The organism is Clostridium caldaquaticum (assembly GCF_023806125.1).
In the GTDB taxonomy this organism is placed as follows: Bacteria; Bacillota; Clostridia; order Clostridiales; family Clostridiaceae; genus Clostridium_AT; species Clostridium_AT caldaquaticum.
Window position 1 is genome coordinate 18,948 of record NZ_JAMSKT010000006.1, and the last position, 13,272, is coordinate 32,219.

The window sequence follows — 13,272 nt, forward strand, 5'->3', positions numbered from 1 at the left end:
AATTTTACATGGGATTTTTCGGTATATCTAAAGATATGGGTATAGATTTAGGAACTGCAAATACTCTTATTTATGTAAAGGGTAAAGGGATACTTCTAAGAGAGCCGTCGGTTGTAGCAATTAATTGTGATACTAAAAAAGTTTTAGCTGTTGGTCTTGAGGCAAAGCAGATGATAGGAAGAACTCCAGGAAACATAATGGCAATAAGACCATTAAAGGACGGAGTTATTGCAGATTTTGATGTAACACAAACAATGCTAAAAAAGTTTATTGAAAAAATAAGTCCTAAGAGTGCCTTTACTAGTCCTAGAATAGTAGTATGTTTTCCTTCAGGGGTAACAGAGGTTGAAAAAAGAGCAATTGATGAAGCTACTAAACAAGCAGGAGCAAGAGAAGTACTTCTTATGGAAGAACCTATGGCTGCAGCTATTGGTGCAAATCTTCCTGTAAATGAACCTACAGGAAGTATGATAGTTGATATTGGTGGTGGAACTACAGAAGTAGCTGTGATATCCTTAGGAGGAATAGTAACAAGCAAATCACTTAGGGTGGCTGGAGATGAGCTTGACCAGTCAATAATTAATTACATTAAAAAAGAATATAATTTGGCTATTGGTGAAAGAACTGCTGAAGCTGTTAAAATGGAGTTAGGTTCAGCTTTTCCAGATGAAAATGAAAGCACTATGCAGATTAAGGGAAGAGACTTAGTATCTGGGCTTCCTAAAATTATTGATATAACAGAGGGAGAAGTTAGAGAAGCATTAAGAGAGCCTGTAGCAGCTATTATAGATGCAATTAAAACTACATTGGAAAAGACTCCTCCAGAACTGGCAGCAGATATTATGGATAAAGGAATAATGTTAGCAGGGGGAGGAGCTTACCTTAAAGGGTTAGATAAGCTTATAAACCATGAAACTCATATGCCTGTACACGTAGCAGAATCACCTCTTGACTGTGTTGCTTTAGGTGCTGGTAAAGCACTAGATAATATTGATAAAGTAAGTAGAAAAAGATAATATTATGACATTCTTTAAGAACAAACTGGCAGTAACTATAATTGTACTGTCAGTTAGCTTTTTAATATTAATCGGTGTAAGTGTTAAGAGGGAAAAGGCGTCTGCAGTTGAAAATGGTGTGGGCAGTGTACTTAATTTGATTCAAGAGGTAGTTTATAAATCAGCAGATACTGTTAAAGAAAATTTAAGCTCCATATTCAGTTTCTCAAAAATTAAACAAGAAAATGACGAACTTAGAAGGAAGAACATTGAATTAGAAAATAAACTTATTGAGTATAATTCTGCTTTAAAGGAAAATGAATCATTAAGACAGATGTTAGATTTTAAAAATCAAAATTCTGAATACAGCTATGAAGGATGCAACATAATTGGTAAAAGTGGAGGCAATTTTTTAGATGGATTTATAATAGATAAGGGAAGTAAAGATAATATAAGAAAAGGAATGGTTGTGATTACTCCAAGAGGTTTAGTGGGACAAATAACTTCAACTGCTAGTAATTGGGCAGTTGTGCAGTCTATTTCCAATGAAAATATAGCTGTAAGCGGTATGGTAGAAAGCACTAATGAAACAGGAATCGTTAAGGGATACAAGGATGCAGATAATAAACTTCTGGCTAAATTATATTTTTTACCGCAAGATTCAGCGGTAAAAAAGGGAGATGTTATTTTAACTTCAGGTTATGGTAACTTTTATCCAAAGAATATAAGAATAGGACAGGTAGTTGATATTGAGGAAGATAAAGGTAAAATAATGAAAAATGCTATAATTGAACCTTATGTAGATTTCAATAAGCTGGAAGAGCTGCTTATAGTTATTCCTAAAGATATAAGAGATATAAAATATTAAGGTGAAATTATGAAGAAGATTTTGACAATAGTTTTTATATGTGTGTTGTTAATGATTATAGATAACACACTTGTTCCTTTTTTTGCAATAAGAGGCTTTTATCCAAGCCTGCTTTTCATATTCTGTTTATTCTATTCCATAATAAATGGCAGTTGGGAAGGTATATGGATAGGAATTTTATCAGGAGTGCTGCAGGATTTATATTTCATAAATGGTTTTGGAATAAATACATTTACAAATATGCTGTTATGTGCTTTGGCAGGTTTTATTGGAGTTTCTATATTTAAGGAAAAGAGTCTTATACCTATAGTTTCCTGTTTTTTTATGACTGTAATAAAAGGTATATTAGTTTTTTCTATTTTATATATAGTTAAAATGTACACTTCTTTTGAACATATTATATATAACAGCTTATATTCCGTAGTTGTTTCAATATTTATGTATAAAAGAGTTTACAGATTGTGTCAGAAGGAATATATGCAGAGGAAGTGGAGCTTTTATGATAGATAATTTTATGGGAAGGTGAGCCTATGAATAAGAAGAAAAAAAATTTTAATAGATTTACATCGTTAATTATAATTATGATTTTAGTTTTTGCGTCAATTATATCTAGGCTTACTGTTTTACAAATAGTCAAAGCAGATGAATATAAGGATAAGGCTAATAGTCAATCTATTACAGAAGTTCAGGAGTATGCGCCAAGAGGCCCAATATTAGCAAGTGATGGTAAAACGCAGTTAGCTACAAATGTTCAAAGTTATAATTTAACATTTACTGAGACAACAGACAGTAGCACGAGCTTCTTTGATACTATGGATATGATATTTAAAATTTTAGATGAAAATGGAGAGACGCAAAAAGATGATTTTGCATTAAAGATAAATCCTTATAGATTTGAATTTAATGTTCAAGATGATGAAGGAAGAAAGACTTTAGAAATAAGATTTAAACGTGATAGAGGGTTAAATGAAAAAATACAGAAAAAACTTTTCCCAGATAAGAAGGAAAAGCTCACAGAAGAGGAAGAAGAACAAATAAATGAAGAGCTTTTAAAAATTACTCCTGAAGAGACTTTTAATTATCTCGTAGATCAATATAAAGTATCTCCAGAAGGTATTTTTGAAAAAATTCTGAGTGGGTTTAAGTCTTCTCCAGAAGAAACAATAATGAGAATTCAAGAAAGATATAAGATAGCATCAGATGATGAATTAAAACAGCTATTACAGCAATATACAGAAGCATCAAAGCAGACTATTAAAGATGAACTTTTTCAAAAACTGCTTTTAAAATGTAATGTAGAGAAAACAAAGCTTTCACAAGATAAACAGATAGAATTAGAGAGAAGATATATTCTTGTTAAGGATGCTATAAAGATGCAAAGTTTTTCAGGCTATAAACCAGTAGTAATTGCAAGTAATATTAAAAAAGAGACAGCATTTATTTTCTCTCAAAAACTTAACGATCTTCCAGGAATAGACATATCAATGCAGCCTATGCGATATTATCCTTTTGGGCAATTGGCGTCAGCTGTTATAGGTTATATATCCAAGATAGGTAATAATCACAGCAAATATGAAGAGAAAGGTTATGATGTAAACACAGATTATATAGGTATTCAAGGAATTGAAGGTGCTTTTGAAGATAGACTGAAGGGTTCTAAAGGCGGAAGAATCGTAAAATTAAACAGGTATGGAAGAGTTATTGAAGAATTAGGAAGAAGAGTGACTTATTCAGGTCAGACTATTCAGCTTACTATAGATCAAAATGTACAGTATGCAGCAGAAACTGCTCTTGATAAGGTTATGGCTGATCTTCAAAAGCAGGGGCGTAGAAAGGACGTAAATACTGCAAATGCCACTAGAGGAGCTGCTGTAGCTATAGATGTAAATACAGGTGCAATTCTGGCACTTGCTTCTAGACCAGGATTTAATCCAAATGATTTTTCTGATCCTAAAGGTCTTTCTACGGAGACATATAATAAATATTTTAATCCAGATTATGTTGCGTATGGAAAGTCTAGAGGTTTGAATACTTCGTTAATTGATAAACTTTTTCCTATTAATTCAAAGTCAAACAAAAGATATGATGCGTTTGACTTCGTACCTAAACCATTATATAACTATGCAACCTACTCTTTAGTTCCTCCAGGTTCTACTTTTAAGCCCATGACAGCTATTGCAGGATTGGAATCAGGAGTTATAAAACCATCCGATACAGTAAACGATCGTTCTGTATTTGATGATGGAAAAAATTTCAGAACGACATTTTATGATAATGGAAGTGGAAATGGTTTGGTGAATTTGACAAAAGCATTAGCAGTTTCAAGTAACCCGTATTTTATGAAAGTAGGACAGCTTTTAAGAGAGACATATAATGATGATATTTTAGCTCAATATGCATGGAAGTTTGGTTTAGGTGTTAAGCCCCAATCTGGTATAAAGGCTTCTACTGGAATTGAGATAGGTGAAAATTTTGGTCAAGTATTTAATAGTTGGAGCAATAGTAACAGTTATGCCATAAATTATTATTATGTAGTTAGGGATGTTCTTAAGTCTGGTAAAGGAAGCTATAGGGTAGGGAATTTCACCCCAATAAATTTAGATAAATCTGATGGAGATACTCAAAAGTTAAGAGATTTAAAGGATGAATTTAAGCAGAAAATACAAGAAATTATTAGAACTGGAGGTATGATAAACGAGGAGTTAAAGAAAGATGTAAATAAGAGGGATAATTATGTAGTAAAAACTTATACTGAGTATTTAACTAAATTAATAGAGGCGGATTCAAGCTATAAAGGAAAATCAATATCAAATAGTGAAATTACTGCTATAGCAAACGAAATGCTTATGATAACTATTTATGATGGATATATGCAAAGTGTAATGCCGTTTAATATGTATAATGCTTCTATTGGTCAAGGTAATATGAATTTTACTCCTCTTCAGCTTGCTAATTATATAGCTACTTTAGTAAATGGTGGAACACGATATAAGCTTCATCTTGTAAGTAAGATAATAGATTCAGATGGAACTGTTATTAAAGAGGTGCAGCCAGAAGTCATAGAAAATACAGGTATTAAACCTTCTACAGTAGCAGCTGTAAAAGAAGGTATGCATGCTGTTACAGGAGAGGACGGTACTGCAAGAGGAGTTTTTGATGGTTTACCTATTGATACAGCAGGTAAAACAGGTTCTGCAACCTATAGCAATAAGCAGGATGAGTTAGGGAGAACCTCTTATGGTGTTTATGTAGGTTTTGCACCCTATGACAAACCTAAAATTGCTGTTGCAGTACTTGTATTTGACGGAGGTCATGGTGGATATATTGCTCCAGTAGCAAGAGCTATATATGAAGCTTATTTTAAGGAAGAGTTAGATGCTAAGGGATATACTCCACAATTTGATGTAGTTGCAAAACCAATCCAATAAATTATTATAAAAATAGATGGATTATCCGTCTATTTTTATTTTTTGAGTACTAATTATGAATTTTTAGGAGGATTTTAATAAAATTTGTTGAATTATAAGAATATGCTCTTGCTTGGAGGTTTGTTATGATTGACGACAAAATAATAATTAAAGGAAACAAAGATGGATTATTTGCAGTAATAAGTATGAACAAATTTAAGGATTTTGATGAAATGCTGGAAGCCTTAATAGAAAAGCTGTCAAGAGGTAGAAAATTTTATAAGGGGAGTACTCTTAAAATAGCTACTGAGCTTAAGTATATAAGTGAAAGAGAATTAAGCAGACTTAAAGATGTACTGTTCGAAGAGTTTATGATAAAAGATTGTATACTGGAGGATAGGGAAGAAAAGGTCAGCAGAGTGTTTTCTGGTATTTATGAGGGACGTACTAAATTTTTAAGAAAAACTATTCGAAGTGGGCAGAGTATAAATTATACAGGTAATATTGTAATTATTGGGGATGTAAATCCGGGTTCAGAGGTTTTTGCAGGAGGGAATATTGTTGTCCTTGGGTCATTGAAAGGTCATGTTCATGCAGGTTGCGGAGGTAATGATAAGGCCATTATTGCAGCTTTTCGTTTGCAGCCTGAAATTTTGCAAATAGCAGATATAATGACCAGATCTCCAGATGATGGAGAAAAACCATTATATCCTGAAGTGGCAAAAATAAAGGATAATAGTATAATTGTAGAACCATACTTATTTAACAAGTTTATTTAATAGGAGGATGTATTTTATGGGAGAAGCAATTGTAGTAACATCAGGTAAAGGCGGAGTAGGAAAAACGACAACAACTGCTAACATTGGAACAGCCCTTGCAGCAATGGGGAAAAAGGTTGTTGTTGTAGATGGAGATACTGGACTTAGAAACTTAGATGTATTAATGGGACTTGAAAATAGAATAGTAAATACTTTGGTAGACGTTATTGAAGAAAGATGTAGGCTAAAAGCTGCATTAATAAAGGATAAAAGATTTAATAATCTTTTCTTGCTTCCTACAGCACAAACTAGGGATAAAACTGATATTGAGCCGCAAAAAATGCTCAAGTTAGTAGAGCAGCTAAAAGAAGAGTTTGATTATGTAATCATTGATTGCCCTGCAGGAATTGAACAGGGATTTGAAAATGCAGTTGTGGGAGCAGACAGGGCTATAGTGGTAGTAAATCCAGAGCTTACATCTGTAAGAGATGCAGACAGAGTTATTGGTAAATTAGATGCAAAGGGACTGGATAGACATGAATTAGTTATAAACAGGATAAACTATGAAATGACTCAAAAGGGAGATATGCTTGATATAAACGATATATTAGAATGTTTAGCTGTTAAACTGATAGGAGTTGTTCCAGATGATAAAAATGTAACAGTATCTACAAATAAAGGAGAGCCTATTGTTTTAGATGAAAAAGCCTTGTCAGGACAAGCGTTTAAAAATATAGCAAGAAGAATTATAGGAGAAGAAGTTCCATTTATGTCTCTTGAAAATGATGAAGGCGGATTTTTATCTTCTCTTAAAAGATTTTTCTTTAAATCACGATAGGAGGGGATATGATGGATTTATTTAAAATTTTCTCATCGAAACCTTCACCGAAAGAAGTTGCTAAAGAAAGACTCCAGCTTATACTTATACATGATAGATCAGATTTTTCTCCGGAGTTTCTAGAGATAATAAAGTCAGAGATACTGAAGGTTTTATCAAACTATGCTGAATTTAACAGTTCTGATATAGAGGTTAAGCTCACAAGGACTGAAGATGGAGTAAATTCTTCTCCTGCATTGGTGGCAAGTATTCCTATTAAAAGTACTAGAAAACCTTAATTATATTTTGCTATGTATAATTCAAATATTATACATAGCTTTTTTTTATATGTACTGATATAATATAATTGTCATTGGAGGGATGCTGATGTTGGAGAAACTTAAGATAAATGGAAAGTTGTTAAAGGAGTTAGATTATAGTATAATAATCGTTTCAATAATAATAGTTCTATTTGGGAGTATTAATATATATAGTGCCACCCGTAAGTATGGTATTTACTACTTTAGATTGCAAATGATTTGGCTTATAATAGCTTTAGCGTTAGTTTATATTATTTTGATTTTTGATTATACTCTTTTGATGAATTATTCAAGCCTTATATATTGGAGCTCTATAGTTCTACTTATTATAAATGATACTGCGGGAAAAGTAACAAATGGAGCCAGGTCCTGGATTGCTTTAGGGAATAGAGGTATTCAGCCTTCAGAATTTGCAAAAATAGCTATGATTATAATGCTTGCAAAAAAACTTGAAGATATGGAAGGGGATATTAACAATATTAAAAACTTTTTTACACTTTGTTTTTATGCTGTTGTTCCAATGCTGTTAATAGTTATACAGCCTGATATGGGTATGACTATGGTTTGTTTTTTTATTGTATTAGGAATATTCTATATAGCAGGACTCAACTCAAAAGTGATTATTTGGGGGCTTATTGGTATTGTAGGATTTATTGCTGTTGTGTGGAATTCACCGCTTATGGCTTCCTATTGGAAAGTAAGACTAACATCTTTTTTAAACCCAGAAGCTGATGCTTTAGGAAGTAATCTGCAATTACTTTCTTCAATGATTGGCGTAGGTTCTGGTGGAATATTAGGGAAAGGTTTTTTGAAAGGAACACAAATATCAGGTGGATTTGTGCCAGAATCTCACACTGATTTTATATTCTCTGTTGTTGGTGAGGAATGGGGACTTGTTGGAGCCATTGTACTGTTATTTTTGTATAGTGTTTTATTGTTTAGATTTATAAAAGCTGCAAGTACGTCAAAGGATTTATTTGGTTCAATTATTTGTGTTGGAGTAATATCTACATTTTTATTTTCTATTCTTCAAAATATAGGAATGACTATAGGAATTATGCCTATAACAGGTATTACTCTGCCTCTTATGAGCTATGGGGGAAGCTCAATGCTTACCAATTTTATGGCTATAGGTCTGGTATTAAATGTTGGTATGAGAAGAAAGAAAATAAATTTTTAAAAATAAATAATAACTTTAAGGGGGAGTTATACATGAAAATTGCATTAATAGCACATGACAAGAAAAAAGATGATATGGTAGAATTTGTAGGAAGGTTTAAAGATATTTTTGAGCAGCATGAGCTTTTTGCTACAGGTACTACAGGAAAGTTAATTTATGAGATAGTAGGTCTTGATGTTCACAGGTTTTTATCAGGTCCTTTAGGTGGAGATCAGCAAATAGGAGCTAAAATAGCTGAAGGTGAAATAGATTTTGTAATATTTCTAAGAGATCCTTTAACAGCACAGCCACATGAGCCTGATGTAACCGCATTGCTTAGACTTTGCGATGTTCATCATATACCACTTGCTACTAATATTGGTTCTGCAGAAATTTTCTTAAAGGCTCTTAGATATCATAAATAGAATATAATGTGTTAGGACTGCTTGTTAAGCTGTCCTTTTATTTTTGGAATATAACAGCTTTATAAAAAATATATATTATTAGATAAAGATGTTTTTTATAATCAATAAATAATTCCAAGCATAATTTGGAATTAGTACTACGGGAGGGGTTAAAATGGGAAACTATAATTCGCAATATGAAAGCTACTATAGTTCATTACTAAACAAGAGAAAAAATTATGGAAATTATAACTATAATTCAGGCAGTAGCTATAAATTCAGCTTTTATAATAATTTTATTTTAAAGAGACTAACAAGGGATTTGATTGGAGTTTTTATTTTATTTACTTTTATTATTGGTTGTAAGCTTATTGTTACTCAGCAAACTAAAACAGCATATAACTACTTAAAAGAAATGCTGAATACTAATTTAGATTATAATAAGGCTATAGCATTTATTAAAAATTTAGACACAGAAAATATAGAGGAAAAGGTTACAAATTGGCTGGATGAGGCAAAGTCTAAAATATTGGGTGGTAAGACTATAAAGGAGCAAATAAATGAAAATTTTGTACTTCCTATCGAAGGAGATATAATCTCTTCTTATGGAGAAAAAATAGATTTAGGAGATAGTAAAAGCATGAAAAACGAAGGTATAAACATAAGTGCTAAAATTGGTACAGAAATTATTTGCTCATTTAAAGGTGAAGTAAAAGAAGTGGGTGAAGATATAAGCTTAGGAAAGTATATATTAGTAGACCATGGCAATGGTATTGAAACTAAATATGCAAACTTAAGTGAGATTTTTGTTAAGAAAGGTGATATATTAAATAAAGGCACAGTAATAGGTAAAAGCGGAAACAGTGGGAAAGTTACTGAGCCGTGGCTCCATTTTGAATTAATATATATGGGTGAGAATAAAAATCCAGAAGAGTATTTGACTTTTATAAAAAAACAGACTGTATTTTAATAAGTGTAAGTGGAGGAAGCTTTTGATAAAGGTAAATAGATTTTTTTTTCCTTATATAATATTTCTTTTGTTTCTTGGGTTTAAAGGTCAAATAATAATGGCCTTTTTGATTGTACTTTTTCATGAATCAGTTCATTATTTTACTGCTCTAATCTTAGGTTTTTCAGGCTTTGATCTGGAGATACTGCCTATTGGTGCAAGGCTTTCCCTTAAAGAATTAGATGAAGCTTCTCCAAAAGAAGATATTATTATTTCACTGTCAGCACCTATATTTAATATAGTTTTAGCTTTATTGTTTTATAATTTATATAAAAATTATTCTTTAGAATGTACATATACTTTATACATGGGGAATTTGGCAGTAGGACTCTTTAATTTACTTCCTGCTTTTCCTTTAGATGGAGGCAGAGTAATAAGAAGTATTTTATGTTTCAGAACTATATATAAAAAAGCAAATGAACTAACAATTAAATTTAGTATGATACTTGGTATAGCAATGCTTTTTTTATATATGCTTATGGCTTTTTTTTATGTAAGGAATATTAGTTTAGCAATAATAGCTTTATTTATTTTATACTCATCAAAAAAGGAAAAAGAAAGGATAGTTTATATTATAATGGGAGATATTATTAAAAAGCGATTGAAGTTTCTAAAATCTGGTTATATTGAAAATAAGAATCTTTCAATACATTTTAAATGTGACTTGATTACAGCCTTAAGTATAGTAGATAAAAATAGATATAATGTCTTTACTGTACTTGATGATGATATGAAGGTAATGGATATAATTTATGAAGAGGAATTAATTGAGGGTTTAAAAAACTATGGTAATTTAACTATTGAAGAATTTATTGCTATAAGAGAAGAGAACATTTAAAGAAAATATTCATTGTTAAAACTTATAGGTTTATGTTAGAATATATTGTTGAATTGATAAGTAAACTTAAAAAAGTTTTCGTTGTAAGATATCCTAAGGAGGAAAATAAATGAACAAAATTACAGATGATATTTTGTATAGAGTTGAAAAACCTGCAAGATATATTGGAGGAGAATTTAACTCTTACAATAAAGATAAAAATAAAGTAGATATTAGATTTGCCTTTTGCTTTCCAGATGTGTATGAGGTAGGAATGTCACATTTAGGAACTAAAATATTATATTATGTTTTAAATGAAAGAGAAGATACTTTTTGCGAAAGAGCTTTTGCGCCTTGGCCAGATATGGAAAAGTTAATGAGAGAGAATAACATTGATTTGTATGCACTTGAAAGCAAAGATTCTCTTAAAAACTTTGATTTTTTAGGATTCACTCTTCAATATGAAATGAGTTATACAAATATTTTAAACATGTTAGATATGAGTGGGATACCAATAAGAGCTTCTCAAAGAGGGGAAGAATATCCTATTGTTATGTGTGGAGGACCTTGTGCATATAATCCTGAACCTTTGTATGACATTGCAGATTTTTTTGTAATTGGAGAAGGGGAAGAAATAATTAATGAAATTTTAGATATTTATAAGGAATATAAAGGAAAAACTAAAAAAGAGTTTTTAAGAGCTGTTTCCAAGCTTCAAGGAATATATGTTCCAAGTTTTTATGAAGTAACTTATAATGAAGATAAAACTATCAAAGAAATTAAGCCTGTTTACCAGGATGTGGAAACAAAGGTTAAAAAGAGAATTATAACAAATCTTAACGAAAATATTTATCCAGATAAACTAATTGTTCCTTATACTGAAATAGTACATGACAGGATTATGCTTGAAACTTTTAGAGGATGTACGAGAGGCTGCAGGTTCTGTCAGGCAGGTATGATATATAGACCAGTAAGAGAAAAAAAACTTTCGAAATTAATGGAACAGGTAGATGACTTAATAAAGAAAACAGGTTATGAGGAAGTTTCGCTTACTTCTTTAAGTATTTGTGATTACTCCGATATAGAGAATTTAATTAGTTCAATGGTTATGAAATACAAGGATGAAAATGTAGGGATTTCTCTTCCTTCTTTAAGAATAGACTCTTTCTCAGTTGATTTGATTAAAGAAATTCAAAAAGTAAGAAAGACAGGATTAACTTTTGCACCAGAAGCTGGTTCTCAAAGGATGAGAGATGTTATAAATAAGGGAGTTACTGAAGAGGATTTAATAAAGTCTGTTAGAAGCGCTTTTGAGTCTGGATGGTCTACAATAAAACTTTACTTTATGATTGGGCTTCCTTACGAAGATATGGAAGATGTAAAAGGTATAGCATATTTGGCACAAAAGGTTGTGGATGAATATTTTAAGGTTCCTAAAGATGTTAGAAACAAGGGGCTTAAGGTTACTGTGAGTACTTCAACTTTTGTTCCAAAGCCTTTTACACCATTTCAATGGGCTCCCCAGGATAATATGAAAACTGTAAGAGAAAAGATTAACGCAATAAGAAGTAATATAAAAAGCAGAGCTATAACATATAATTGGCATGAATCTTTAGTAAGTTACATGGAAGCAATTTTTGCTAGAGGGGACAGAAAGCTTTGTGACGTTTTAGTTGCAGCTTTTCAGAAAGGAGCTAAATTTGATGGTTGGTCTGAATATTTTGATTACGGTATTTGGGAAGAGGCTATGAGAGAATGTGGAGTCGATGGAGAGTTTTATGCTTATAGAGAAAGAAGTTATAATGAAATACTGCCTTGGGATTTTATAGATATAGGAGTTGATAAAGATTTCTTAATTAAGGAAAACGAAAAAGCTAAGACTGCAAGTCTTACTCCAGACTGCAGACTAGGATGTACTAGATGCGGTGTAAATGTACACTTTAGGGAAGGAAGGTGTTTTGAAGGTGCGGTATTTAATAAAATTTAGTAAAGAGAGTCATATAAAATTTATTTCACATTTAGATTTACTTAGAACCCTTCAAAGAGTAGTAAGAAGAGCAGCGCTGCCTATAGAATATTCCAAGGGTTTTAATCCTCATATGACTGTTTCTATTGCTCAGCCTCTTTCAGTAGGAATGTATTCTGTTGGAGAGTATGTGGATATGGAGCTGACTGAATATGTAAAAGAAAATTATATTAAGGATGTACTTAATAATAATGCTCCTTCAGGCATCAAATTTTTACAAGTTACTTTAGTTAAAGAAAATAATGAAGGTAAAAAAATACCACAGGCAATGGCTTTAATAGACGCTGCTAAATATATCATTACGATTAAATATAAAAATACCGATGTGTTAAAAGAAGAGTTAGAAAATTTATTGAGTCACGAAAATTGGGAAATTTTAAAAAAGAGCAAGAGTGGAGAAAAACTTGTTGATATTAGAAAAAAGGTAAAGAGTTTTGATTTTATAATAGAGAATAATTGTTTAAGGATAGATTGTATATTATCCTGTGGAAGTAAAGAAAATCTTTCTGCGGAACTTTTAGCACAATTTATAAAAAATAATACTACAGCAGTAAATTCAGTTGCTTTTGTAGATGTTATGAGAGAGGAACTATATGTAGAAAAGGGAAACAAATTTATACCACTTTGCGACTTTGTTAAGTGATTTTATGGAGGAAAATTTATTCCTCCATTTATAATTTAAAGAGGTGTTT

At 31.4% G+C, this 13,272-nt stretch carries 13 protein-coding genes; all 13 read left to right on the plus strand.

Translation table 11 applies throughout. From position 1 onward, the window contains the following. The first annotated feature begins 8 nt into the window (after positions 1–8). Complete coding sequence (locus M2651_RS04920; RefSeq protein WP_252131231.1) at positions 9–1,016, plus strand: rod shape-determining protein; 1,008 nt, start codon at positions 9–11, stop codon at positions 1,014–1,016. Positions 1,017–1,020: 4 nt separating this feature from the next. Beyond that, positions 1,021–1,863, plus strand: coding sequence for a rod shape-determining protein MreC (gene mreC, locus M2651_RS04925; RefSeq protein ID WP_252131232.1), 843 nt, complete (start codon positions 1,021–1,023; stop codon positions 1,861–1,863). A 9-nt stretch (positions 1,864–1,872) separates the two neighbouring features. Beyond that, positions 1,873–2,373 (plus strand): rod shape-determining protein MreD, encoded by a 501-nt coding sequence (mreD, locus tag M2651_RS04930; RefSeq protein WP_252131233.1) that lies wholly within the window; start codon positions 1,873–1,875, stop codon positions 2,371–2,373. A gap of 20 nt (positions 2,374–2,393) precedes the next feature. Next, on the plus strand, positions 2,394–5,291 hold the full coding sequence (locus M2651_RS04935) for a penicillin-binding transpeptidase domain-containing protein (RefSeq protein WP_252131234.1): 2,898 nt from the start codon (positions 2,394–2,396) through the stop codon (positions 5,289–5,291). Between the two features lie 125 nt (positions 5,292–5,416). Further along, positions 5,417–6,049, plus strand: a complete 633-nt coding sequence (minC, locus tag M2651_RS04940) for a septum site-determining protein MinC (RefSeq protein ID WP_252131235.1) — start codon at positions 5,417–5,419, stop codon at positions 6,047–6,049. A gap of 16 nt (positions 6,050–6,065) precedes the next feature. After that, positions 6,066–6,866 carry a septum site-determining protein MinD gene (minD, locus tag M2651_RS04945; protein ID WP_252131236.1) on the plus strand — a complete coding sequence of 267 codons (801 nt, stop codon included), beginning with the start codon at positions 6,066–6,068 and terminating at the stop codon, positions 6,864–6,866. A gap of 11 nt (positions 6,867–6,877) precedes the next feature. After that, positions 6,878–7,144: a cell division topological specificity factor MinE gene (gene minE, locus M2651_RS04950; protein ID WP_252131237.1), complete on the plus strand. Its 267-nt coding sequence runs from the start codon at positions 6,878–6,880 to the stop codon at positions 7,142–7,144. 88 nt (positions 7,145–7,232) lie between these two features. Further along, entirely contained in the window at positions 7,233–8,345 is a 1,113-nt protein-coding gene (gene rodA, locus M2651_RS04955) for a rod shape-determining protein RodA (RefSeq protein ID WP_252131238.1), read from the plus strand. 32 nt (positions 8,346–8,377) lie between these two features. Then, positions 8,378–8,749, plus strand: a complete 372-nt coding sequence (mgsA, locus tag M2651_RS04960; protein ID WP_252131239.1) for a methylglyoxal synthase — start codon at positions 8,378–8,380, stop codon at positions 8,747–8,749. A gap of 154 nt (positions 8,750–8,903) precedes the next feature. Then, complete coding sequence (locus tag M2651_RS04965; protein ID WP_252131240.1) at positions 8,904–9,698, plus strand: M23 family metallopeptidase; 795 nt, start codon at positions 8,904–8,906, stop codon at positions 9,696–9,698. Positions 9,699–9,720: 22 nt separating this feature from the next. Continuing rightward, on the plus strand, positions 9,721–10,575 hold the full coding sequence (locus M2651_RS04970) for a M50 family metallopeptidase (protein WP_252131241.1): 855 nt from the start codon (positions 9,721–9,723) through the stop codon (positions 10,573–10,575). 109 nt (positions 10,576–10,684) lie between these two features. Then, entirely contained in the window at positions 10,685–12,541 is a 1,857-nt protein-coding gene (locus tag M2651_RS04975; protein ID WP_252131242.1) for a TIGR03960 family B12-binding radical SAM protein, read from the plus strand. Continuing rightward, the gene (locus M2651_RS04980) at positions 12,513–13,223 is read left to right on the plus strand and encodes a TIGR03936 family radical SAM-associated protein (protein ID WP_252131243.1); all 711 of its coding nucleotides are present in this window, start codon (positions 12,513–12,515) and stop codon (positions 13,221–13,223) included. The genes M2651_RS04975 and M2651_RS04980 overlap by 29 nt, the downstream gene beginning before the upstream one ends. Positions 13,224–13,272: the final 49 nt, after the last annotated feature.

What these genes read in the sequence shown, in the direction of transcription:
- M2651_RS04920 (WP_252131231.1), top strand. Translation starts at nt 9, where the DNA reads ATGGGATTTTTCGGTATATCTAAAGATATGGGTATAGATTTAGGAACT.
- mreC (WP_252131232.1), top strand. Translation starts at nt 1,021, where the DNA reads ATGACATTCTTTAAGAACAAACTGGCAGTAACTATAATTGTACTGTCA.
- mreD (WP_252131233.1), top strand. Translation starts at nt 1,873, where the DNA reads ATGAAGAAGATTTTGACAATAGTTTTTATATGTGTGTTGTTAATGATT.
- M2651_RS04935 (WP_252131234.1), top strand. Translation starts at nt 2,394, where the DNA reads ATGAATAAGAAGAAAAAAAATTTTAATAGATTTACATCGTTAATTATA.
- minC (WP_252131235.1), top strand. Translation starts at nt 5,417, where the DNA reads ATGATTGACGACAAAATAATAATTAAAGGAAACAAAGATGGATTATTT.
- minD (WP_252131236.1), top strand. Translation starts at nt 6,066, where the DNA reads ATGGGAGAAGCAATTGTAGTAACATCAGGTAAAGGCGGAGTAGGAAAA.
- minE (WP_252131237.1), top strand. Translation starts at nt 6,878, where the DNA reads ATGGATTTATTTAAAATTTTCTCATCGAAACCTTCACCGAAAGAAGTT.
- rodA (WP_252131238.1), top strand. Translation starts at nt 7,233, where the DNA reads ATGTTGGAGAAACTTAAGATAAATGGAAAGTTGTTAAAGGAGTTAGAT.
- mgsA (WP_252131239.1), top strand. Translation starts at nt 8,378, where the DNA reads ATGAAAATTGCATTAATAGCACATGACAAGAAAAAAGATGATATGGTA.
- M2651_RS04965 (WP_252131240.1), top strand. Translation starts at nt 8,904, where the DNA reads ATGGGAAACTATAATTCGCAATATGAAAGCTACTATAGTTCATTACTA.
- M2651_RS04975 (WP_252131242.1), top strand. Translation starts at nt 10,685, where the DNA reads ATGAACAAAATTACAGATGATATTTTGTATAGAGTTGAAAAACCTGCA.